Genomic DNA, 23,042 nt, shown 5'->3' on the forward strand with positions numbered 1-23,042 from the left:
ATACGATGGCTGCCACATCATCGTCCTTCAAAGCTTTTTTGAATTCTGCCACGATCGACTCATGGCCCATCATCAGGCCGAGCATCGGATCGACCCTGTTCTTCCTGCCGCCTATATAGCCTTGTGCATGGATAACAGCTATCGTCTTCTTGCCCTTCACCCCGAGATCTTCCCGTTTTTCTTCCGCGTAACGACTCTGCCCCACGGTCAGGAGTGTCTCTTCGTCACCCTTCAAAACGTCCTCGATCTCGTCCCAGTACCTGGTACCATCGAGCAGACCCATTTCCACTGCCTTGTAAGGTATCAGCAGAGCCGCCTCCATGGCCTCCGTAATCTTCTCCTCCGAAAGACCACGATCCTCTTCGACCGCCTCACAGAAAACATCCCAGCCCTCGTTGAGAAGCCATTCCTTGTTCTCTCGGGCAGTGGGTGACATATCCTTCCTGGTTATAAGCTCAGCAGCCGACTTGTAATCCTTGATGCGGTGCATGTTCTGGCTGATCCCGAGCTTCTCCAGCGTTCCAAGGAGATGATCTGTGGTGATTGACATTCCCAGAAGATTCATATACCCGGTCGGAGGCATGTAGAGTGAATCACAGGAACAGGCCAGGTAGTAAAGATGCCTGTTCATCGAGTCGGAAAATCCTATGACCTTCTTTCCCGATGCCTGTACTTTCTTTATCGCCCCACGCATTTCTTCAAACATCGCTCTTCCCGCACCGTTCGATGCGGACATCTTGAGAACGACACCCTCGATCCTGTCATCAACTGTGACTTTCTCCAGATTAGTAAGTATCCTCTGCAGAGTCTCCGGCTTTCCACCGACTATCTCCGACATCACACCACCGGGAGGACTGTATTCATCCACCGAACCATAGATGTCGATGACTAACCATGAGCCATCCTTGATCTCGGATTTTTGTGATGATTTCGAGGCTGCCATGCCGATTACGATCAGAACGATGACCAGCAAGGCCAGCAACGACGCGAAAAAAGATCTGAGAAATGATTTCAAGAAGCACCTCCGTTTCAAGATTGGATCTGCTGATTCCAGTAATCGATTATTTCAGTTGAAGGGTAAGCCATGAAAGGATAATAAAGACTTCGTAGTCAGAGACCCGCCCCACATGACACTCTTAAACCGATAAGGCCGGAAAATCCATACTTTTTTTCTGCTCCAGCTCCGTCAGCACGGGCAGGGCCACTCATAAATTACGTTTTCCAGCGCACTTTGTTTCCACCTCCGATTCTTCTTTCATTGCCTCACGCATCGATCTTTATTAAGATTCCCGCAAAAGGGGAAAGGACCATGGTGAAAATAAACGATCATCTTGATATTCCATCCAGTGAGATAAATTTTGAATTCACGACCAGTCAGGGACCTGGCGGACAGAATGTCAATAAAGTGGAGACCCGAGCTACACTCTGCTTCGACCTAGAGACTTCATCTGCGCTGAACGACAGACAGAAGGCTATTATACGGGGCAGACTGCCGGGAAGAATAAATCGCAAAGGCATCTTGCGAGTATCGTCGCAGAAGTACAGGACCAGGGAAGCGAATAAAAAGGCTGCACTGGACAGATTCGCCGAACTTCTCCGGGATGTACTCCGACCCATTCGGCCAAGAAAAAAAACCAAAGTGCCTTTTCGTACCAAAAAAGCCCGGCTGGAAAATAAAAAACGAAGAAGCAGACTCAAGGCGGGCAGGAAACGTCAGGAGGCAGAGGGTGATTGACACCCCCCGCCCCCGACCTGTCTATCCGTTCGATGCGGTGGGCAGCGTTATCGGGCTGACCCTGCTGGCCAGATCACGGTCTATCATCAGAAGGCCCTGACCCGAATCTCCGGCCATTTCCAGCATCCTGACATTTTTTTCCGCCGTATCTTCCTCTTCCACCTGTTCGTCGACAAAGTACTGCAGCATCGTTCTGGACGCGTAGTCCTTCTCCTTCATCGACAACGTCATCAGTTCGTTGATCTTTCCGGTGATGAACTGTTCATGCTTCAGAGCAGCCCTGAAAGCATCAAGAGGCGATTTCCAGGTCATCTGCGGTTTCTTGATAGCGGCCAGTTTGACACTACCGCCTCGCTCCAGCAGATGATCGAAGAACTTCATTGTGTGGAGTTGTTCTTCGAGAGCCTGGATACGCATCCAGTGCCCCATCCCGTCGAATCCCTTGCCGTGGAGGTAGGCCGCCATGGACAGGTACAGATAGCTCGAGAAGATCTCGTGCATGATCTGTTCGTTCATCTTGTCCTGAATACTTTTCTTTACCATCGGGAAGCTACTCCTTTTTCCAAAGGCCATGAACGTTGCAATATTCGCGGGCTGACACATCGGTGGCATCCGTCTGGAAAACCGCCTCGGGTGCGTCACCAGGATTCAGGAAAGTCCTGTAAGCCTTCCCTCCCGCTACAAGCTGGATCCACTCGATCCAGTGCTGGTCTTCCATCGGATGCAGCGTACTTCCCACTACGACCTTATATCCGCCGTCTACTTTTTCGACTACAGGAACATGTTTCTCGGTCGAAGCATCGGCAGTCTTCTCTTCCATCAACTTCATCTCCTGGCCACAACAGATAAGTCTGCCCGCTCCGCCATGAAGTATCTCGACGATGTTTCCACACATCTCACATTTGTAAATCTCAAGTTTCTTCGCCATCTCATCTTCCTCCTTGGTTATTACCAGTTTTCTCCCAGCAATTCGAAATGAGCTTTCGGATGGGCACAGGCCGCACACATATCTGGAGCCTCATTACCCTCATGCAGATAGCCACAGTTCTGGCAGCGCCAGATAACGACATCATCCCTCTTGAATACCCGCCCCGCGTTTATATTATTAAGCAGCGCCTCATACCTTTTTTCATGCTGTTTTTCAGCCACAGCGATCGCTTCAAAGATATCAGCGATCTCCTTGAAGCCCTCTTCCCTGGCGATCTTCGCGAAACCGGGATACATCTCTGTCCATTCGAAGTTCTCTCCTCCTGCAGACTCCTTGAGATTCTCTTCGGTGGTCCCTATCATTCCAGCGGGAAATCCAGCCGTTATCTCCAATTCGCCGCCTTCGAGAAGTTTGAACAATCTCTTGGCATGTTCTTTCTCCTGGTCGGCAGTCTCCTTGAAGATATTGGAAATCTGCACATACCCTTCCTTTTTCGCCTTGCTGGCAAAGTACGTGTACCTGTTCCTTGCCTGTGACTCTCCCGCAAAAGCCTTAAGTATGTTCTTTTCAGTCTCTGTTCCTTTGATCGACATTCCCTGCCTCCTTTTCAACCAATCATCCTTCGCCGTTTCCGGCATCCTGTCTACTACCTTTATCGTCATCGTTACCGGTCATCCCGGTCACCTTATAACCCAGCGATTCGACTTCACCAGTGAGAACGGCTGGCTCGGGCAAGTCTCCGCCCACTACGGCCCTTCCCTTTTTAAGATCTATGTTTACATAATTTATGCCCTTAATATCACCAAGCACTCTCTGAACACTATCACGGCAATGAGTACAATTCATACCTTCAATTTCCATGACGAGCCTTCCCTCTTCCTCACGCCCGTGTTGACTGCCGGCGGCAGGCCTGATGAAGCTGGCCGCTATAATTACAAACAGTATGACCGCGCTGGTAATCATCAGCCAGTCGGGCATCATCAGCGGCATGACAGTGGAGGGTGCAGTCGAAGCGGAATGATATATCGCATCCAGCAACAAACCGCTCCCTATCGCCGAGACTGCGACCGTCGCCAGATATATGAAGGCTGTCTTCTTTCCCATCACTCTTCCGACGGTCAAGAGGGTAGCAAGGTTAGTAGCTGGACCAGTCATGAGAAAAACAAGTGCCGCGCCCGGAGAGACACCTTTTGTTATGAGTGCCGCCGCGATCGGCACGGAAGCCGTCGCGCAAACATAAACAGGCACACCGAGCACTACCATCACGAGCATCGCGATGATCCCTCCGCCGAGAAACTGCGCGAAATAATCGTCAGGAATTACCGCCCCGATGATTCCCGAAAGCAGAATACCAAATACAAGGGCCTTGTTGATATCAGCGGGGAGTGTGCGAAACCCGTATTTGAAGATCTCCCTGATACCACCTCGTTTTTCCTCGTTCGGCACACACTTGTCATCACAATCGCTGTCACCGATGCTGTCGCTGGACGAACAGGATCCCTCCTGGCATTTGATCTCTTTCCCGTCAGAGCTTTCCACATTTTTCAGTGCCTCATCTTCATCTCCATCCAGTATCGATACGGCCACCCCACCTATGATCCCGCTTATGAAAGCGACAAGAGGCCTGAAGACTGCGTATACCGGGCCTAAAAGGCTCAGTGTCACAAATATGCTGTCCACTCCTGTCTGCGGCGTCGATATGAGAAAGGATGTCGTCGCCCCTTTTCCCGCTCCATGCTTCCTCAGAGAAGCCGCGACGGGAATGACCCCGCACGAACAGAGCGGAAGAGGCACCCCGAACAATGATGCCTTGAATACCTGACCGAAGCCCCTGCCACCAAGATGTTTTTCAACCATCCTCTGCCGGATCAGAACGGAAAGGACTCCTGCCACTAAAAACCCAAAAACAAGGTAAGGTGACATCTCCTTGATCGTACCCAGCATATCTATCAATATCTGTGTCAAGACACGCATTTTTCCTCAACTCCTTCAGGGGCGGACTTTCCGGCGGGCCTGTAGACCCGTCCTTTTTCATCCAGATCCAGGCCCAGAGTGGAAACAAGGTCCATCCGGTCCTCATCCCTCCTGATCCCCAGACGAGTCATCGCGAAGTCGTACCTTACCGGATCGTTCCGATCCAACCTTCTGAAACCAGCTGTCACTTCCCTTGCCGTCCTGATGTCGTTCGGCTTTCTCCCGGTAAACCCTAGAAAAGCCGCGATCCGGTGCATATGAACATCGAGAGGAATCAGAAGCTTCGAGGAGGAAACAGATCTCCATCCACCGGGATCTACCCGATCCTCCCTGACCATCCATCTTAAAAACAGATTCAACCTCTTGCAGGCACTTCCTTTTCCCGGGTCCGGGATCAAACGATTTCCACTCCCCGCTCCTGCAGCAGAGATCTTTTCCACCAGTACGGAAAGGGCCGGCATGACATCTTCATCACCAGTGCTCATCCCCGATATAAACGCGTTTTCAATCGTCCGATACTCTCTCATCACGCTGCTTATTCCTGTCAAAAGGCCAGTCAATTCATCCACACCAGCCCACCGGTGCCTGAATCCTGCCCAGATTTCGTACATATCTTTCCGGTCGATCGTCTCCAGGAATCCTGCGGGAGAATCACCCATCACATCAAGCACCCTGGCAACACTTGCCATTATCTGTCTGACTCCACCGAATGCCAGCGCGGACGATACAAGTCCCGCAACCTCCCTGTCACGCACATCGTCATACCTGTAAAGAAAAAGAAGTGGATCCGGGTCGACGAATCTCCGGTGATCATACCGGCGATAAAGCTGTTCAAGTACCGACCTCAATCGGACTTCATCTCTCCACATCTTCTTCCTCCCTGCAGTCAGGACATACTCCCAGCAATTCGACACTTACCGATTGCAGCATGAATCCACTGTCAGCCAGAGTCTCGCGACAGACTTCGCAATATCTCGGATCGTCCGGAAGATCGGTCACCCTGCCGCACCTTACGCATGTAATGTGCATATGGTCACTCTTATCTCCATCGAAACGCATCTGCTTGCCTGCAATACTGATCTTCCGGACCTCGCCTGTCCGCGCAAGCAGATCCAGATTTCTGTAAACAGTACCCAGGCTGATCCGGGGAAGCCTCTTTCTCACTGACTCGTAGACCTCGTCAGCAGTTGGATGGCTCCTGCTTTTCCTGATATCATCCAGGATAATCCTTCTCTGCCTGGTCATCCTTTTTCCCGTATTCATATTATCATCCTCCGCTTATTATCGATAATAATTATTATTACCGTATATATGGGATATGTCAAGAGCTAAAACAGGAAATATTTTATTTTTTGGATAATCGCGTCAGGATAGACACCAGGTTCCCACTCAGGGCTTCTGTTCTACTGGTGTTCAGGCCTTTTCAGGCTCTTCCACGGTCTCTGCTTTCTCCTCGTCATCTTCCGGATAGAGCTTCTCCAGACATTCATCACAGATACTGTGGCTGAATTCAGCGCCTGAGTTGCTTTCTATATAGCTTTCCATCTTCTCCCAGCTCTCATCATCACCTCTGATCTTGTGGCAATGGGCACAGATGGGAATGATTCCCTGGAGGCTTTTGACATGAGCGAGCGCTTCCTGAAGTTGATCCACCTTGCTGTTCAATTCAGACTGAAGCCCCAGTATCCTCTCCCCGGCCTGCACTCTGGCCAGAAGCTCATCCTTTTCAAACGGTTTTATTATATAATCGTCGGCGCCTGATTCAAGCCCGGAGACGATATCTTCCTTGTTCCCCCTGGCGGTGAGAAGTATAAGGTACAATGAGAGGGATCGCCCCTCGGCTCTCAGCCTGCGACAGACTTCGATGCCATCGAGTTCAGGCATCATCCAATCTAATAGAACCAGTTTCGGTGGATTCTCACCCTGCAGCACATCGAGTGCGGCTTTCCCGTCAGCCGTGACCGTCACTTCGTAACCATTCGAGACAAGTATTTTTTCAAGTATCTTACGTGAGGTCAAATCATCTTCGGCTATCAGGATTCTCATCGTAACTTTCCCTCCATCAGCTATTGCACAGATTCTGGACGCAATCGCGGCCACGATCTTTTGGGTCGCCCATCTTTTCGTCTGAAGAACTATATTTCTGAAGGATTATCTTTCTCTCCGATAACTTGCACCGAGCTTCGGGCCGGCCCGAAATACTCCAGTACATTTCGGATATCATCTACAGTATATGGCTTTTGGAGGACACCTGAAAAATATCTGCTGAAGCGTTCATCATCGGTTATCAATCCCGTATTGCCGCTCGATATCAGGATCGTCGCATCGGCATTTATCTCCCTGATCATAGTCGCTGCTTCGAACCCGCTCATCCCGCTCCTGATGTTCCAGTCGAGGATGACTACATCGAATGTTCTTCCTGCCACAAATTCATCCCTGTACCTCACCACAGCTTCCTGCCCCTCTTCCGTGGCCTCATATTCATGACCCAGAGCCCTGAACATCCTCCCTGCCACGTCCCTGATCATCTCCTCATCATCCATAAGAAGAATACGGAGCGAAGGCATCTTTCCATTTGAATGTCTATCCTGCATCCGACCCACCTCCGGATCCTGAAAAGGTAACCGGCCACGGGAAATCCCTGATGTGACAGACGAGATAATATATTTAATAGTTATTCCCCTTACCGATTCCCATTATCCTTCAACCCTTAAGCGCTGTCCAGAAATAATTTCCTGACTATCTCCCCTGCAACAAATCCGTGCTCCACCCGTAAATTGAAGCCTGTCAATCGGATGAGATTTTTCTGGTAAATGCTGTTGACACTCCCATGAAAACCACTATATATTGGGTCCTGCTGCAGGCACCTACTCCAGATATTGTTAGGTCTGAGATGGTCCGGGATTGCCGGAAAGCTTCTGCAGCGGCCAGATATGAAAGGAAAATCAAGATGAAGACCTCTACAGACCGGCCAGTCGAGACAATGACCGGAACACGAGATAAGGCCGGGATGGTTCAGCAGAATCTGCTTACTGCATTCACTCATATAAGAAAAAGAGACGGCCGAATCGTACCGTTCGACATGGACAAGATCCGCAGAGCTGTGCTAAAAGCCGGCCGAGCAACCGGCGAATTCTCTGAAGATATGGCCGGAACGCTTTCGGTCCGCATATTGAGCATCGCCCATGCTGTCCATGGCAGCAGAGGGCCTTCGGTAGAACAGGTACAGGACATAGTGGAAGAGGTCCTCCTTGCTTCCCCGTTCAAGAAGACCGCCAAGGCCTATATCCTCTATCGTGACCAGCACGCCAGGATACGCGAGATGGTCAAGAAGGCTGACCTTGACCTGATTGACAATTACCTCGAAAAACTGGACTGGAAGGTGAAGGAAAACAGTAATATGGCCTACTCTCTTCAGGGCCTTAATAACTACATCTCGAGCGAAGTGAGCAAGACCTACTGGCTGAACAAGATCTATACTGCCGAGGTCCGGGAGGCACACAGCTCTGGAGCCCTTCACATTCACGACCTCGGATTGCTGTCGGTATACTGCGTCGGATGGGATCTCCAGGATCTGCTCAGAAGCGGGTTCCAGGGGGCGGCAGGTAAGGCTGAAAGTCTTCCCGCAAAGCATTTCAGAACGGCCCTTGGCCAGATCGTGAACTTTTTCTATACCCTTCAGGGAGAGGCTGCGGGCGCGCAGGCATTTTCTAATTTTGACACTCTCCTCGCACCGTTTATCCGTTATGACGGCCTCGATTACAAGCAGGTCAAACAGGCGCTTCAGGAATTCGTATTCAACGTAAACGTGCCGACCCGGGTCGGGTTCCAGACACCGTTCACCAATCTCACCATGGATCTTCAACCACCTTCTACCCTGGCGAACGATGCCGTGATAATCGGGGGGAAGAATCAGAATGAGACATACGGTGAGTTCGGCGAAGAGATGTTGATGCTGAACAGGGCGTTCCTTGAGATCCTCTCGGCCGGAGACGCAAAAGGAAGGGTCTTCACATTCCCTATTCCCACTTACAACATATCGTCCGATTTCGACTGGGACGCTCCGGGGCTCGAGAGACTCTGGGAAGTGACGGCAAAATACGGCATCCCTTATTTCGCTAATTTCGTTGGCTCGAGCATGTCCCCGGAAGACGCAAGATCGATGTGCTGTCGACTCAGACTCGATCTTCGTTCGCTTGAAAAGAGGGGCGGCGGACTGTTCGGCGCGAATCCCCTTACAGGATCCATCGGAGTGGTGACGATAAACATGCCCCGCCTCGGGCATCTGGCAGAGAACGAAGAAGATTTCATGAGAAGGCTCGATCACCTCATGGAGATTTCCAGGACAAGCCTCGAAACGAAGCGAAAGGTTCTCGAGGGGTTTACAGAGAAGAACCTTTACCCCTATACCAAATTCTATCTCAGAAACATGAGGGAACATCACAACTGCTACTGGTTCAATCATTTCTCGACGATCGGACTGGTCGGTCTGAACGAGGCCTGTATCAATTTTATGGGAGACAACATCGGCTCCTCCGAAGGTCTGGCCTTCGCTTCCAGAGTCCTCGATTTCATGAGAGAGAAACTCGTACAGTTCCAGGAAGAGACAGAAAACTTCTACAATCTCGAAGCCACTCCAGCAGAGGGAACCTCTTACAGGCTGGCAAGGATCGACCTGGACAAGTACCCTGACATCCGATGCTTCGACAAGAACAGTAGCCTCGGAAACTCATTACCATTCTACACGAATTCAAGTCAGCTGCCGGTCGATTATACTGATGACGTCTTCCACGTACTCGACCTGCAGGACGATCTCCAGAAAAAGTATACCGGAGGCACGGTCCTGCATATCTTTCTCGGCGAGGCGATCGCCGACCCGAAGGCAGTCGGAGAATTCGTAAAGAAAGTCTGCCAAAATTACAGCCTGCCGTACTTCACAATTTCTCCGACCTTCTCCGTATGCCCCAGCCACGGGTATCTGAAGGGAGAACAGGCGGTCTGTCCGGATTGTTCAGCCGAGACAGAGGTCTATTCGCGGATAGTCGGATACCTTAGACCTGTAAGGCAGTGGAACGAGGGAAAATTGTCAGAATTCCACAAGAGAAACACCTACACTATCGGGAAGTGATAATGCTGATCGGAGGATTTCAGAAATTCACTCTCAGCGATTTCCCTGGAAGAAGCGCGGCGATAGTCTTCACCAGAGGTTGCAATTTTCAATGTCCCTGGTGCCACAATCATGAACTCATCGATCCTTGTGTCCACGATCTTCCCGGAGAAAGTTCCCCGCCGGACAGTCTCTCCATAATCCGTTTTCTGGAGAAACGCGCAGGCTTGCTCGACGGAGTCGTCATCACCGGCGGAGAGCCGACCATACAGAAGGGCCTGCAGGACTTCATCCATAGAGTCAGAACGTTAGGGTACATGGTCAAACTGGATACTAACGGCAGTCAGCCTGAAGTCCTGGCCGACCTTATTGATAAGGGAATAGTCGATTATTTCGCCATGGACATCAAGGCTCCTTTTTATAAGTACGGCATACTCGCGGGAAAACAGGTAGACCTCGACTCTATCAGGCGAAGCATAGAGTTATTGGCTTGTTCAGGAGTACCGCATGAATTTCGGACGACTCACGTGCCGGACCTTCTCTCCGAATCCGACATCCTCGACTTGTCTTCTCTCGTCCCTCCCGGCTCGAGGTGGACGGTCCAGAAATACCGTGAACACCCGGAAAAAACCGGAGAACCCCACATCACATCGACACCCGAATCACAAAACCCAGAGCTTTTTCTCCATTTTTCACTGTAATTTTCCAATTGCCTGACCGATAGTGTTACTACAATGGAGATTCTGGAGAAATCGGATATATCTACAACCTGAGCGGTCTATCCGGGCTTACAGCGAAAACGACAGATCAGATGGAAAGCAGGGACCAGAGATGAAGAAGGGCGCGCTGTTCGAGAAGTGGGGCATTTTCAGAAAAGGGATGAAGTCCTGCGACATCCAGGAAAGTTTCGCAAACCACCTGGAGTATTCCCTCTCCAAGGACCAATACACGGCAACGCTGCGAGACTTGTATTTCTCTCTCGCTCTCGCGGTACGCGACAGGATGATCGAACAATGGATCAAAACACAGCAGCTCTATTACGACAACGATGTCAAGCGGGTCTACTATCTTTCCGCTGAATTCCTGATGGGCCGTGCACTCACGAATAACATGATCAATCTCGATCTTTATGCCGAAGTCAGAAAGGCAATGTTAGAGTTGGGACTCGATTTCGAAGAACTCTCCGAGCAGGAACCTGACGCCGGGCTGGGCAATGGAGGTCTCGGCAGACTCGCTGCCTGTTTTCTCGATTCGATGGCCGCCCATGAAATACCAGCCTATGGTTATGGTATCAGATACGAATTCGGGATCTTTGAACAGGTAATCAGGGATCTGGGGCAACACGAGCTGCCCGACACCTGGCTCAGTCACGGTGATCCGTGGGAGATCGAGAGGCCGGAATACAGTTTCACAGTGAAGTTCTACGGGAGAACAGTCGACACGAAGTGGCCAGATGGCACTCCGAAAGTCGACTGGATCGACACATCCGATGTGCTGGGGATCCCATACGATACACCGATATGCGGCTACGATAACTTCACCGTCAACACGATGCGCCTCTGGTCATCCAGGGCCACCAGGGAATTCGACCTGGGCTACTTCCAGCATGGAGATTACCTGAAGGCCGTCGAGGAAAAGAATATCTCCGAGAACATCTCGAAAGTCCTCTACCCCAACGACAGCAATTACAAGGGACAGGAGCTCAGGCTGAAACAGCAGTACTTCTTCGTCTCATGCTCTATCAGGGATATCATAAGGCGATATCTCGTGACCCACCTGAATTTTGACCGCTTCGTCGATAAAGTCGCGATTCAGATGAACGACACTCATCCTTCGCTCGTCGTTGCCGAACTTATGCGGGTACTGATGGATGAACAGAAACTCGAATGGAAAGATGCCTGGAAGATCACCAGATCAGCATGTTCATACACGAATCACACTCTTCTCTCGGAAGCTCTTGAAGAATGGCCGCTCGATATGTTCGGCACCCTGCTCCCGCGGCACCTTCAGATAATCTACGAGATAAACTCACGGTTCCTTGTGGAAGTCTCCGCAAAGTATCCCGGCGACCATGGCAGGCTTTCGAGAATGTCGATCATCAACGAGACCGGCGACAAAAAAATTCGGATGGCAAACCTTGCCCTGGTCGGCTCCCACACGGTCAACGGAGTTGCGGCCCTTCACACAGAACTTCTAAAGAAAAACCTGTTTCGTGATTTCGATGAGATGTTCCCAGGCAAGATCACTAACAAGACAAACGGGATCACACCCAGAAGATGGCTCCTTTCGGCCAATCCCGGACTGTCTTCGATCATTACCGAACAGATAGGCAAGGGCTGGATCAAGGACCTCGAGCAGCTGCGCAGGATCGAGCATCTCGCGGACGATTCGGGGTTCAGAAGGGATTTCGATGCGGTCAAACATACGAACAAGAAAAGGCTGACCGACATAACAGACGACCTGACAGGATATGCGATCGATCCGGCTTCGATCTTCGATATCCAGATCAAAAGGATCCACGAGTACAAACGCCAGCTTCTCAATGTGCTGCACATCATCTACACGTGGCTGCGTTTGAAGAACGACAGTTCGCTCGATCTTCATCCACGCACTTTCATCTTCGGCGGTAAGGCCGCGCCGGATTATTTCATCGCGAAGATGATCATAAAGTTGATATGTCACGCGGGCGAGATAATGAACGGGGACAGGAAGACTCGTGACAGGCTCAAAGTGGTTTTTCTGCCAAACTACAGGGTGACTCTCGCGGAGCAGATGATACCGGCCGCTGACCTTTCGGAGCAGATCTCGACAGCCGGGTTCGAAGCATCAGGTACCGGCAATATGAAACTCTCTCTCAACGGGGCTCTCACGATCGGCACACTGGACGGAGCCAATATCGAAATAATGGAAGCTGTGGGAAAGGAAAACTTCTTCATCTTCGGTCATACTGCCGATGAAGTGAAGGATATCACTCCCACATACGACGCGAGGAAATACTATGAAAGCGATCCTCTTCTGAAAGAGACAATAGATCTTATTTACAACGGCACCTTTTCTCCGGATGATCCGACGCTGTTCCATCCACTGATGGACCACCTCCTCGATCACGACCGCTTTCTGGTCCTCGCCGATTTCGAATCATATGTGCGATGCCAGGAAGAAGTCGGAAGAATCTATGCTGACAGGGATGAATGGATACGAAGGGCCATCCTGAACGTTGCCCGAATGGGTAGATTTTCTTCGGACCGCACTATCCTCGAGTACAACAGAGATATCTGGAAGGCAGATACATTGACCATTCCATATGGAGAGCCGGGAGAGAGGAAAAAACATCAGGTAGGTCCAAATAGCGACTGCTGAATCAAAGTCAGCCGACCGACAATAACGATTCAATTCTCCTTCTTCATCGACAGCGATATCCGTTTTCTTTCAAGGTCCACTTCGAGGACCCTGACTTCCACCTGTTGATTGACTTTTACGATCTCGGCCGGGTCGCGCACAAACCTGTCGGCGAGCTGACTGATATGTACGAGCCCGTCCTGGTGCACACCTATATCCACAAAAGCTCCGAAAGCTGTGACATTCGTGACGATTCCCGGCAGCACCATACCAGCACGGACATCCTCTATCTTCTCTACATCTTTTGAAAAACTGAAGATCTCGAATCTGTCCCTCGGATCCCTTCCCGGCCTGGCCAGCTCGGACATGATATCGTGGAGTGTCGGCATCCCGGCACGCTCCGTGACATAGTCTTTCAGATTAACGGAATCTCTCAGTTCCTGATCTTTCATCAGCTCTTTTACGGTGCACTTATTGTCCGCAGAGATACGGTCTACAACTCTGTAGCTCTCGGGATGAACAGCGCTCGCGTCCAGGGGATTGGCTCCCCCCGATATCCGAAGGAACCCGGCCGACTGCTCAAAAGCTTTCGGTCCAAGCTTGGATACTTTCAGCAGTTCGTTCCTGTCACTGAAAGGGCCGTGACTGTCGCGATAATCCACGATCCTTGACGAAAGTGCCGGCCCTATCCCCGAGACATAAGACAGAAGCTGCCTGCTGGCCGTGTTCAGGTTGACACCAACGCTGTTTACACAACTCATCACTACATCGTCCAGGCTGTTTTTCAGGTGGGACTGATCGACATCATGCTGGTACTGCCCTACACCGATCGATTTCGGATCGATCTTGACCAGTTCCGCAAGGGGATCCATCAATCTCCTGCCGATGGAGACCGACCCTCTGACGGTTACATCTTTGTCCGGAAATTCCTCGCGGGCAACCGCAGACGCTGAATATATAGATGCTCCCGACTCACTGACCAGCAGGATATCCACTGACGACGAGAGTTCGACACCTCGCATGAAACTTTCTGTCTCCCTGCTGGCAGTTCCATTTCCTATTGCAATCACTTCAATATCGTATTTTCTGCAAAGATCTTTCACCTTCTCCGACGCCTCCGCAGCCTTCCCGCTACCTGAATGCGGATAGATCGTATCGTGGTAAAGAAGCATCGCCTGCTCGTCCAGCACTGCAAGCTTACAACCCGTCCTGAAACCGGGATCGACCGCCAGGACTCTCTTCTCTCCGAGAGGAGGAGCAAGAAGAAGTTCCCTGAGGTTTTCGGCGAATACTTTGACAGCCTCTTCGTCCGCTCTCTCTTTCAATGCGTTTCTCATCTCGGAAGCCATCGAGAGCGACAGAAGTCGTCGATAGCTGTCCCTGACCGCAGTGGCCACCTCGTTTGAGGCCGGCACGTCCGCTGTCACGAATCTCCTGAGCAGGAGTCTCTCTGCGTCTTCCTGGGGAGGAGCAATCGTCAGGCGGAGGAATTTTTCCTTTTCTCCCCTCATCATGGCCAGCACTCGATGCGAGGGCACCGTATCACACGGCTCGTCCCATTCAAAATAATCCCTGAACTTCGCGCCGCTCTCTTCCATCCCTCTGGCCACCCGCGCACTGATCGATCCCTTGACTCTGAAAAGATTCCTGAGGTCTCCCCTTGCGTCCGAGTCTTCACTGACCACTTCGGCGATAATATCTCGCGCGCCAGCCAGTGCATCATCAATCGACTCGACACCCTTTTCTTCATCTATATACGCAACAGCTTCCTCAGCAGGTTCTATGGGGGAATCCGTCTCCTGGGCAAGTATCATCATCGCGAGCGGCTCGAGGCCTTTTTCCCTGGCTATCATCGCTCTCGTCCGCCTCTTTGGCCTGAACGGCAGATATATATCTTCGAGCTCGGTCATCGTGGAAGCTGCCCTGATGCGGACCGCTAGTTCTTCACTGAGAAGCTCTCTCTCCTCGAGGGATGAGATGATAGCTTCCCGTCGTTTCTCAAGGAGAGTCAACTGCCCGAGCCTGTCGCGAATCGATGTGATTGCCACTTCATCCAGGGATCCAGTCGATTCCTTTCTGTATCTTGCGATAAACGGAATCGTGGCGCCCTCTTCAAGAAGTTTCTCTACGGCCCTCACACCCCCGATAACTATACCGAGTTCATCCGCTATTATTTGTGAGAAGGCCATTACCACTCCATCTTCATCTGTTACTGAATCAGACTGGAATCAGCGAATTCTATGGTCGCAAGATCCTTCAGAGCGGCTACATATTTCTCCACTTCCGCCTGTTTGTTCATCCCGTCAAGATACTGGACGATCTCATCTTTCACTGTTTCAAAGGGAGTCATGGTCGATTCGCTCTTTTCAGTGACCTTGATAACATGATAACCGAACCGGGTCTCGACGATCTCGCTGATCTCTCCTGTGGAGAGAGCGAATGCGGCATCATCAAATGGTTTTACCATCTGTCCACGACCAAAGAAACCAAGGTCCCCGCCATTGCTCGAACTGGGGCAATCGGAATTCTCAGAAGCCAGAGTGGCAAAGTCTGCACCCTCATCGATTTTGGACTTCAACTGGGCCAGCCTGTTTCTCTTGTCGGACTTGATCGCGTCTGTATCCTCGGGAGCCACCTTGATGAGGATATGGCTTGCTTTTATCTGTTCGGGCTTTGCGAAACGATCCGTGTTCGAATCGTAGAACTCCCTAGCCTGCACTTCGCCAGCACCTGTCAGGTTTGCGGTGATCTTTTCCATCAAGGTCTCGATCATTATCGTGTATCTGATCTCTATATTGAAAGCTTCCATCGTCAGGCCGCTGGACTCGAGCTGATTCGTAAAAGCTTCTTCAGTGTCGAAGTTGCTCTTTATCTGATCGATTCTTCCAGCAATATCCTCATCCGTCGCCGGAATATTGTCCCTTTCAGCGGCCCCTCTGAGCAATGTCCTGTTGATGATGTTGTTGACTGCCTGCTGCTTGACTGCAGATGCCATCGACTGCATCTGATCGGGGCTGACGCGGCCACCCATCTGCTGCATCATGAGCCTGACTTCGTGATCGATCTCGCCTCCGGTTATCTCCTTGCCGTTGACGGTGATAGCAACTCCCCCTGCACCGGCTTCAACCGCAGCACTGGTATTGGTGGTCGTTTCCCCATCCTGCTCCGACTTCTCGCCACAGCCCTGGAATATGAGGGCCGGAATAATCATCGCCATAACAGCTGTTGATATTCTTTTCATTCTACTTTCCTTCCCAAATAGTCACCGGTCCACTGAAACCGGATCGATCCATTGAAATAATACAACCGGAATCAGCGATATACCGGCTTGAATTGTGTCCGGTAAATCTAACATCCAGAGAACCATAAGTCCAGTTATCAGATAGTAAAATGCCGGACGCTGGAAGCGCCCGGCATTATTGATCAGGTACCTGCTCCGGCTCGCTCGAAAAAGAACATGCCGGACAGTCTGTCGATATCTTTTATACGATACCCTGGTCGATCATCGAATCGGCGATCTTGATGAAACCGGCGACGTTGGCGCCGTTCACGTAGTTGATGTAATCGCCTTCCTTGCCATACTCGACACACTGCTCGTGAATGGCCTGCATGATGCCGAGAAGCTTGGCGTCTACTTCCTCACGACTCCAGCTGAGACGCAGGGAGTTCTGAGACATCTCAAGACCGGAAGTTGCCACTCCACCGGCGTTGGCAGCTTTGCCCAGACCGTACATGACCTTGTTCTCGAGATAGACTTCGATGGCTTCCGGCTCGCTGGGCATGTTCGCGCCCTCGGAGACCAGGAAACAACCGTTTTTGACGAGTTCTTTCGCATCATCGACATTGATCTCGTTCTGCGTGGCGCTCGGGAGAGCGACATCACATTTGACGAACCAGGGACGTTTGCCCTCGTGGTATTCGCACTTGAACTCGTCGGCGTATTCCTTGATACGACCACGCTTGACGTTTTTGAGCTCCATGACCCACGCCAGCTTGTCGCGATCGATTCCTTCGGGATCGTGAATCGTTCCGGCGGAATCGGACATGGTAACTACCTTTGCGCCGAGGTCGAGGCATTTCTCGGTGGCATACTGTGCGACGTTACCCGATCCGGATACCGTGCAGACCTTGCCTTCCAGAGAGTCGCCCTTGACCTTGAGCATCTCCTGCGCGAAATAGACCTGTCCATAACCTGTGGCTTCTGGACGGATGCGACTTCCACCCCAGTTGCGGCCCTTTCCGGTGAGAACACCGGTGAATTCGTTTGTGAGTTTCTTGTACTGACCGAACATGAAACCGATCTCCCTGCCGCCAACGCCGATATCACCAGCGGGGACGTCGGTGTTCGGGCCGATGTGGCGAAAGAGTTCACTCATGAGGGACTGGCAGAAACGCATGACTTCGCCATCAGATTTGCCTTTAGGATCGAAGTCGGATCCACCCTTGCCGCCACCCATCGGAAGCGTAGTAAGTGAATTCTTGAATACCTGCTCAAAGGCCAGGAACTTCAACATGCCAAGATATACGGTCGGATGGAAACGCATACCACCCTTATACGGACCGATAGCGCTGTTCATCTCTACACGGAATCCTCTGTTTACCTGGATCTCACCCTTGTCATCTACCCAGGGCACACGGAACATGATCACGCGTTCCGGCTCCGCTATCCTCTCAAGGATCCTGTACTTTGAATATTTCGGGTTTTTCTTGATGAATGGCATCAGTGAGTCGGCGACTTCCAATACAGCCTGATGAAATTCAGGCTGATGAGGGTCTCTGGCTTTAATATAATCCATGAACGCAGTAACGTCGGACATCCGGGCCTCCTTCTGCTGGCTTACGCCAGGTGCAAGAACTGGGAACTGATTGACTGTGACAAATTGCTTCCTGTGCAGATGCTCGGTGAATCCCCGGCAAGTGTCGCAGGGACATATGAATATAGACTAATCAGGTATTTTGTCAAGATGATAATTCCGTTATAGTGGTTATCCAGTAACGCATTGCGTTGCTGTCAGTTACGCTGCCACAATGAGACTTTTCCTTTTATATAAAATAATTGTTGAAACTGCGTATAATGACTATATATTTAAGCGTTGAAATAAATATGCTTCAATCAACTGTTTTACTTTTTTCAGGTTTAACCCGAGGTGATCGAATGATTATCGGAGTACCGAAAGAGATCAAGAAGGACGAATATCGTGTCGCCCTCCTTCCGGTCGGCGCGGAAACGCTGACAAAGATGGGACACACCGTCCTTATCGAGAAGAATGCTGGTGTAGGAAGTGGTTTCGAGGACGCCGAATACAAGGCCGCCGGCGCAAAGATAATCCCCACCGCAAAGGCCGTGTTCGCCAAGGCTGATATGATCATCAAGGTCAAGGAGCCCCAGCCCGTCGAAGTGAAAATGATCCGTAAGGACCAGATCATTTTCACATATTTCCATTTTGCGGCCGCCCGCGCGCTTACTGTCGGAATGGCCAAGACCGGAGCCATCTCTATCGCCTATGAGACGATGGAAGAGATGGACGGCACCCTTCCTCTCCTCACTCCGATGAGTGAAGTCGCTGGCCGCATGGCGACCCAGGAAGGAGCCAAATACCTCGAGCGTCCGATGGGCGGTCTTGGAATGCTCCTCGGTGGAGTCCCCGGTGTCACTCCGGCACATGTCACCATACTGGGCGGCGGAGTCGTCGGTACGCACGCTGCCAAGATGGCCGCTGGCCTCGGCGCCAACGTCGTCATCCTGGACCTCGACCTCGAGCGCATGCGTTATCTTGCAGATGTAATGCCGGCTAACGTCACCTTCCTGATGTCGAATCCAGCAAATATCCGTGACGAGATCGCCAAGGCCGACCTTCTTATCGGCGCTGTCCTTATCAAGGGCGCAAAGGCTCCCAAGCTCGTAACTAAAAAGATGCTCAAGTCCATGAAAAACGGTTCGGTCATCGTGGACGTAGCGGTGGATCAGGGCGGCTGTATCGAGACGATCAAGCCGACCACACACTCCAAGCCGACCTATGTCGTCGAGGGCGTCATCCATTACGCCGTAGCAAACATGCCGGGCGCGGTTGCCAGGACATCGACGATCGCACTGACTAACGCCACATTCCCCTACGCTGTCCAGATAGCGAACAAGGGTTATGTGACGGCCGCTCTCGAAAACGAGACGATCTGGACAGGAATCAACATCATCGACGGCAAGATCACCGATCCGGCCGTGGCGCAGGCCTTCAGAATGAAGTACACGCCTCTGGAAGATGTGATCGTATAGGCTTTGCCTTACCGGCCGCTCCCCACAGCGAGCGATCACCGGAAATCTCTAAAGGGGGGGCCTCTGGAGCCTCCCCTTTTTTATTGCATCTCGCCACGTGGTGAAAAAATTAGTGACGCATGATGGATCTGGTCACCACCCGATAAAGGAAGATCCCCTATGAAGGAATCTGACGACTCCATCGAATACCCGATCGACGGCACGCTGGACCTGCACATGTTCGCTCCTTCTGATACGAAAGAACTTATCCCAGCATACCTGGCCGAATGTCTCAGGAAAAATATCTTCCAGGTGAGAATAGTACACGGAAAGGGAACGGGCGCCCTCAGGGAAACGGTCCATTCTATCCTGCGGAAACTCGATATAGTCGATTCATTCGATCTTGCGGGGGAAAGTGGTGGCGGCTGGGGCGCTACCATAGTATCGCTACGCGTGGTTGAAGACTGTCCGGGAGATTAGACCCTGCTACCATTGACAGGATCTACCGACGATCAGGAGATGTGTTCCTTACACCTTTTCCAGTTCAAGCAATCGGGCCTTTATGTCGAGTCCTCCTCCAAACCCGGTCAGGTCTCCGGATTTTCCTATGACCCTGTGGCAAGGCACGATTATCGCGACGGGGTTCCTGTGGTTAGCCCCTCCTACTGCCCTGACAGCCTTCGGGCTGCCCATCCGGATCGCCTGCTCTCCGTAACTGATCGTCTCCCCGTAAGGGATTTTCTGAAGCACCTTCCATGCTCTTTTTTGAAACTCCGTTCCCTCAAGTAAAAGTGGAACATCGAACTCTCTGAGTTCACCCCTGAAATATGCTTCGAGCTGAGATATCACTTCCCTGAAAGCCGACGGGTCTGATCTTCCACTTTTTTCCAGTCCCTGCTTTTCACCGTCGGAAACAAAATGCAATCGGGTGAGCATCCCCTCCCGCTGCTCCAGGAACAGCTCTCCGACGGGGCTGTCAATCAAGGTTATCGTTTTATTAACCATATGGTTATGCCTTTCGTAGATTTCTTCAGTCATTTATAGCATCATAACATAGATCCTGCTTCTGCAAAAACATCATAAAAGCTATCCATCTATCACCGTTCTTTCGCTGAAATCTATAGCATTGAATCGTTCTTTTTATTAAAATGCCCGGGTACCGGTCGATGGCTGAGCGGAAGAGACTTCCAGTGCGGCATCCCGGGCGACCTGATGTTTTCAGCCCCTCTACGAACGGAATAGACGAAATGCCAGATAAGATCGAAAAGAATACCGGTTCCCCAGGAGAGTCTCTGGACTTTATCAGAACGATAATCGAGGAAGACAACACGTACGGCAAGCATGACGGCCGGGTCCACACGAGGTTTCCACCCGAACCGAACGGCTATCTGCATATAGGCCACGCAAAATCGATCTGTCTGAACTTCGGCATAGCCGGGCAGTATAACGGACTCTGCAATCTCCGGTTCGATGATACCAATCCGAGCAGGGAAGATGTCGAATATGTCGACTCGATCATGGAGGATGTCCGCTGGCTGGGATTCGACTGGGATGACAGGCTTTTTTACGCTTCCGATTATTTCGGTCAGTTATACGAATACGGGGTGCAGCTCATAAAGACCGGCAAGGCTTTCATCTGCGATCTCAACGCTGAAGAGGTCCGTGAATACCGCGGCACTCTCACCGAGCCGGGAAAGGAAAGCCCATTCCGCGATCGAAGCATCGAAGAAAACCTCGATCTGTTCGAAAGGATGAAAGCCGGAGAGTTCGAGGATGGATCAAAGACCCTCAGGGCGAAGATAGACATGTCTTCGGGCAACATCAATATGCGCGATCCGGTCACATACAGGATACAGAGGAGTACACATCACAGGACCGGCGACAAATGGTGCATCTACCCGATGTACGATTTCGCTCACTGCTGTTCCGATTCACTCGAGGGTATAACACATTCCATATGTACGCTCGAGTTCGAGGACCACAGGCCCCTGTATGAATGGTACCTCGAGCAGCTCGATATCTTCAGGTCACGCCAGATCGAGTTCGCCAGGCTGAACCTCACATATACGATCATGAGCAAGCGAAAACTACTGCGGCTCGTCGAGGAGGGCCACGTCACAGGCTGGGACGATCCGCTGATGCCCACTATCTCAGGCCTGAGAAGGCGCGGATACACACCCGAATCGATAAGAGCCTTCGCGGATATCATCGGAGTAGCCAAGAGAGACAGCATAGTATCGATAGACCTTCTGAACCATGGCCTGCGCGAGGACCTCAATAAAAGGGCGCCGCGTGTTATGGCTGTCCTGAGACCACTGAAGGTAGTGATCGAGAACTACCCCGAGGACGGCTTCGAAGAGGTCGAGGCGATCATCAATCCCGAAGACCCCTCTGCCGGGACTCGCAGTCTTCCGTTCTCGCGGGAGATCTATATAGAAAGCACCGACTTCATGGAAGACCCTCCACGAAAGTTCTTCCGCCTGGCCCCGGGACGGGAAGTAAGGCTCAAGCACGCCTACTTCATCACATGCAAATCGGTCGTAAAGGACGAAAAGACTGGCGAAGTGATCGAACTGCGCTGCACATACGACCCGGAGACGGGTGGTGGCGAGGCTCCAGACGGCAGGAAGGTCAAAGGGACCCTCCACTGGGTATCCGCCTCCCACGCTCTCGGTGCCACGGTCAGGCTGTACGAGCATCTCTTTACTACCGAGAATCCGGCAGACGCCGAAGAGGGCAAGGATTTCATGGACTACATCAACCCGGAAGCTCTCGAGGTACTCACAGGCTGCAAGGTGGAACCGAGCCTCGCGAAAACTATTCCGCTGGATCATTTCCAGTTTCTCAGACATGGCTATTTCTGTACGGACAGCGATTCGACCGAAGGATCCCTCATCTTTAACAGGACCGTCGGCCTGCGTGACAGCTGGGCAAAGATGCAGAAAAAGAAAACCAAATGACAGGCTCTTCCCCGTAGAAAGGTCACATCTTTGACGAACATGGATAACTTCGATGGCTTCTCTGCCGAGACCATCTCATTTCTGAAGACTGTCCAATCGAAGAACAGCAAAAAATGGTTCGAGGATCATAGACGCGATTATAACGAATATCTTCTCGGCCCGTTACGCGCACTCGTCATGACTCTGTCCCGTTCTGTCATTGGGATCGACTCGAGAATCGAGACTTCACCTACCATCAATCGGACAATTTCGAAGATATTCAGAGACACAAGATTCTCGAAGGATAAATCACTTTTCCGGAATGAAGCCTGGATAAGCTTTAAACGAAAAAGAAAAGACAGGATGACCATCCCCGAATTCTACTTCTATCTCACTCCTGAATCATATGAATACGGCATGGGGTATTACAGTGCAGACCGCGCATCCATGGATCTTTTTCGGAACGCCATCACACAGGCGCCTGCATCATTCAGAAAAACACTCATGTTTGAAAATAACAAAACAATGGACTTCGAACGATTCGAAGACAGATACAAACGTATCATCAGCAACAAAGGCCCGGAAGATCTCCAGGACTGGTACCAAATGAAATCATTCTGTTGCAGGATTAAAAAGCAAAACGACAAGATCCTTTTTGACAGGCAACTGGCTGATGATATCGGAAAAGCCTTCAGCGTTCTGACTCCCCTTTACCTCTTCATCATAAACTGCACAATAGCACAATAGATAGATAAGGATTCGCGTTCGCC

Annotated in this window: 21 protein-coding genes; 8 read left to right on the forward strand and 13 right to left on the reverse strand. The window is 51.2% G+C overall.

Annotated elements, in window-relative coordinates:
• Positions 1-1,015 (reverse strand): S49 family peptidase (locus KOO63_11515; GenBank protein MBU8922435.1); only part of this gene is annotated, 1,015 nt, incomplete at its 3' end.
• 294 nt (positions 1,016-1,309) lie between these two features.
• On the opposite strand from KOO63_11515, the gene arfB reads away from it, so the two are divergent.
• Entirely contained in the window at positions 1,310-1,735 is a 426-nt protein-coding gene (gene arfB, locus KOO63_11520) for an aminoacyl-tRNA hydrolase (protein ID MBU8922436.1), read from the forward strand.
• Between the two features lie 21 nt (positions 1,736-1,756).
• On the opposite strand, the gene KOO63_11525 is transcribed toward arfB, so the two are convergent.
• The 8 genes from KOO63_11525 to KOO63_11560 form a co-directional block, all read right to left on the reverse strand.
• Complete coding sequence (locus tag KOO63_11525) at positions 1,757-2,278, reverse strand: ferritin (GenBank protein MBU8922437.1); 522 nt, start codon at positions 2,276-2,278, stop codon at positions 1,757-1,759.
• A gap of 7 nt (positions 2,279-2,285) precedes the next feature.
• The gene (locus tag KOO63_11530; protein ID MBU8922438.1) at positions 2,286-2,663 is read right to left on the reverse strand and encodes a desulfoferrodoxin; all 378 of its coding nucleotides are present in this window, start codon (positions 2,661-2,663) and stop codon (positions 2,286-2,288) included.
• A gap of 20 nt (positions 2,664-2,683) precedes the next feature.
• Positions 2,684-3,256: a rubrerythrin family protein gene (locus tag KOO63_11535; GenBank protein MBU8922439.1), complete on the reverse strand. Its 573-nt coding sequence runs from the start codon at positions 3,254-3,256 to the stop codon at positions 2,684-2,686.
• A gap of 22 nt (positions 3,257-3,278) precedes the next feature.
• The gene (locus KOO63_11540; GenBank protein MBU8922440.1) at positions 3,279-4,637 is read right to left on the reverse strand and encodes an SO_0444 family Cu/Zn efflux transporter; all 1,359 of its coding nucleotides are present in this window, start codon (positions 4,635-4,637) and stop codon (positions 3,279-3,281) included.
• The gene (locus KOO63_11545; protein ID MBU8922441.1) at positions 4,625-5,506 is read right to left on the reverse strand and encodes a TIGR02757 family protein; all 882 of its coding nucleotides are present in this window, start codon (positions 5,504-5,506) and stop codon (positions 4,625-4,627) included. The genes KOO63_11540 and KOO63_11545 overlap by 13 nt, the downstream gene beginning before the upstream one ends.
• Positions 5,493-5,900, reverse strand: a complete 408-nt coding sequence (locus KOO63_11550; GenBank protein ID MBU8922442.1) for a transcriptional repressor — start codon at positions 5,898-5,900, stop codon at positions 5,493-5,495. The genes KOO63_11545 and KOO63_11550 overlap by 14 nt, the downstream gene beginning before the upstream one ends.
• A gap of 150 nt (positions 5,901-6,050) precedes the next feature.
• Entirely contained in the window at positions 6,051-6,683 is a 633-nt protein-coding gene (locus KOO63_11555) for a response regulator transcription factor (protein MBU8922443.1), read from the reverse strand.
• An 89-nt stretch (positions 6,684-6,772) separates the two neighbouring features.
• Complete coding sequence (locus tag KOO63_11560; protein MBU8922444.1) at positions 6,773-7,231, reverse strand: response regulator; 459 nt, start codon at positions 7,229-7,231, stop codon at positions 6,773-6,775.
• A gap of 416 nt (positions 7,232-7,647) precedes the next feature.
• On the opposite strand from KOO63_11560, the gene KOO63_11565 reads away from it, so the two are divergent.
• The 3 genes from KOO63_11565 (at position 7,648) to KOO63_11575 (ending at position 13,104) form a co-directional block, all read left to right on the forward strand.
• Positions 7,648-9,765 carry a ribonucleoside triphosphate reductase gene (locus KOO63_11565; protein ID MBU8922445.1) on the forward strand — a complete coding sequence of 706 codons (2,118 nt, stop codon included), beginning with the start codon at positions 7,648-7,650 and terminating at the stop codon, positions 9,763-9,765.
• 2 nt (positions 9,766-9,767) lie between these two features.
• Positions 9,768-10,445 carry an anaerobic ribonucleoside-triphosphate reductase activating protein gene (locus KOO63_11570; protein ID MBU8922446.1) on the forward strand — a complete coding sequence of 226 codons (678 nt, stop codon included), beginning with the start codon at positions 9,768-9,770 and terminating at the stop codon, positions 10,443-10,445.
• Between the two features lie 130 nt (positions 10,446-10,575).
• Positions 10,576-13,104, forward strand: coding sequence for a glycogen/starch/alpha-glucan phosphorylase (locus KOO63_11575; GenBank protein MBU8922447.1), 2,529 nt, complete (start codon positions 10,576-10,578; stop codon positions 13,102-13,104).
• A 29-nt stretch (positions 13,105-13,133) separates the two neighbouring features.
• Here KOO63_11575 and KOO63_11580 read toward each other — a convergent pair whose 3' ends face one another.
• The 3 genes from KOO63_11580 to gdhA all read right to left on the reverse strand — a co-directional run bounded on the left by KOO63_11580 (position 13,134) and on the right by gdhA (position 17,900).
• Positions 13,134-15,278, reverse strand: coding sequence for an RNA-binding transcriptional accessory protein (locus KOO63_11580; protein ID MBU8922448.1), 2,145 nt, complete (start codon positions 15,276-15,278; stop codon positions 13,134-13,136).
• A gap of 14 nt (positions 15,279-15,292) precedes the next feature.
• Positions 15,293-16,324 (reverse strand): peptidylprolyl isomerase, encoded by a 1,032-nt coding sequence (locus tag KOO63_11585; GenBank protein ID MBU8922449.1) that lies wholly within the window; start codon positions 16,322-16,324, stop codon positions 15,293-15,295.
• A gap of 241 nt (positions 16,325-16,565) precedes the next feature.
• Positions 16,566-17,900, reverse strand: coding sequence for an NADP-specific glutamate dehydrogenase (gene gdhA / locus KOO63_11590; GenBank protein MBU8922450.1), 1,335 nt, complete (start codon positions 17,898-17,900; stop codon positions 16,566-16,568).
• A gap of 338 nt (positions 17,901-18,238) precedes the next feature.
• Here gdhA and ald point away from each other — a divergent pair, with 338 nt between their 5' ends.
• Both ald and KOO63_11600 read left to right on the forward strand, forming a co-directional pair.
• Entirely contained in the window at positions 18,239-19,354 is a 1,116-nt protein-coding gene (ald, locus tag KOO63_11595) for an alanine dehydrogenase (protein MBU8922451.1), read from the forward strand.
• A gap of 159 nt (positions 19,355-19,513) precedes the next feature.
• The gene (locus KOO63_11600; GenBank protein MBU8922452.1) at positions 19,514-19,813 is read left to right on the forward strand and encodes a Smr/MutS family protein; all 300 of its coding nucleotides are present in this window, start codon (positions 19,514-19,516) and stop codon (positions 19,811-19,813) included.
• Between the two features lie 48 nt (positions 19,814-19,861).
• On the opposite strand, the gene KOO63_11605 is transcribed toward KOO63_11600, so the two are convergent.
• Entirely contained in the window at positions 19,862-20,338 is a 477-nt protein-coding gene (locus tag KOO63_11605; protein ID MBU8922453.1) for a methylated-DNA--[protein]-cysteine S-methyltransferase, read from the reverse strand.
• A 242-nt stretch (positions 20,339-20,580) separates the two neighbouring features.
• On the opposite strand from KOO63_11605, the gene KOO63_11610 reads away from it, so the two are divergent.
• Both KOO63_11610 and KOO63_11615 read left to right on the forward strand, forming a co-directional pair.
• On the forward strand, positions 20,581-22,293 hold the full coding sequence (locus KOO63_11610) for a glutamine--tRNA ligase/YqeY domain fusion protein (protein MBU8922454.1): 1,713 nt from the start codon (positions 20,581-20,583) through the stop codon (positions 22,291-22,293).
• 30 nt (positions 22,294-22,323) lie between these two features.
• A complete protein-coding gene (locus KOO63_11615; GenBank protein ID MBU8922455.1) occupies positions 22,324-23,019 on the forward strand; it encodes a DUF2461 domain-containing protein in 696 nt (231 codons plus the stop codon).
• Positions 23,020-23,042 lie beyond the last annotated feature (23 nt).

This window comes from Candidatus Latescibacterota bacterium (assembly GCA_019038625.1).
Taxonomy (GTDB): domain Bacteria; phylum Krumholzibacteriota; class Krumholzibacteriia; order Krumholzibacteriales; family Krumholzibacteriaceae; genus JAGLYV01.

Bases quoted from the DNA above. Each gene is read 5' to 3' on its own strand.
- arfB (MBU8922436.1), top strand. From the start codon at position 1,310: ATGGTGAAAATAAACGATCATCTTGATATTCCATCCAGTGAGATAAAT.
- KOO63_11525 (MBU8922437.1), bottom strand. From the start codon at position 2,278: ATGGTAAAGAAAAGTATTCAGGACAAGATGAACGAACAGATCATGCAC.
- KOO63_11530 (MBU8922438.1), bottom strand. From the start codon at position 2,663: ATGGCGAAGAAACTTGAGATTTACAAATGTGAGATGTGTGGAAACATC.
- KOO63_11535 (MBU8922439.1), bottom strand. From the start codon at position 3,256: ATGTCGATCAAAGGAACAGAGACTGAAAAGAACATACTTAAGGCTTTT.
- KOO63_11540 (MBU8922440.1), bottom strand. From the start codon at position 4,637: ATGCGTGTCTTGACACAGATATTGATAGATATGCTGGGTACGATCAAG.
- KOO63_11545 (MBU8922441.1), bottom strand. From the start codon at position 5,506: ATGTGGAGAGATGAAGTCCGATTGAGGTCGGTACTTGAACAGCTTTAT.
- KOO63_11550 (MBU8922442.1), bottom strand. From the start codon at position 5,900: ATGAATACGGGAAAAAGGATGACCAGGCAGAGAAGGATTATCCTGGAT.
- KOO63_11555 (MBU8922443.1), bottom strand. From the start codon at position 6,683: ATGAGAATCCTGATAGCCGAAGATGATTTGACCTCACGTAAGATACTT.
- KOO63_11560 (MBU8922444.1), bottom strand. From the start codon at position 7,231: ATGCAGGATAGACATTCAAATGGAAAGATGCCTTCGCTCCGTATTCTT.
- KOO63_11565 (MBU8922445.1), top strand. From the start codon at position 7,648: ATGGTTCAGCAGAATCTGCTTACTGCATTCACTCATATAAGAAAAAGA.
- KOO63_11570 (MBU8922446.1), top strand. From the start codon at position 9,768: ATGCTGATCGGAGGATTTCAGAAATTCACTCTCAGCGATTTCCCTGGA.
- KOO63_11575 (MBU8922447.1), top strand. From the start codon at position 10,576: ATGAAGAAGGGCGCGCTGTTCGAGAAGTGGGGCATTTTCAGAAAAGGG.
- KOO63_11585 (MBU8922449.1), bottom strand. From the start codon at position 16,324: ATGAAAAGAATATCAACAGCTGTTATGGCGATGATTATTCCGGCCCTC.
- gdhA (MBU8922450.1), bottom strand. From the start codon at position 17,900: ATGTCCGACGTTACTGCGTTCATGGATTATATTAAAGCCAGAGACCCT.
- ald (MBU8922451.1), top strand. From the start codon at position 18,239: ATGATTATCGGAGTACCGAAAGAGATCAAGAAGGACGAATATCGTGTC.
- KOO63_11600 (MBU8922452.1), top strand. From the start codon at position 19,514: ATGAAGGAATCTGACGACTCCATCGAATACCCGATCGACGGCACGCTG.
- KOO63_11605 (MBU8922453.1), bottom strand. From the start codon at position 20,338: ATGGTTAATAAAACGATAACCTTGATTGACAGCCCCGTCGGAGAGCTG.
- KOO63_11610 (MBU8922454.1), top strand. From the start codon at position 20,581: ATGCCAGATAAGATCGAAAAGAATACCGGTTCCCCAGGAGAGTCTCTG.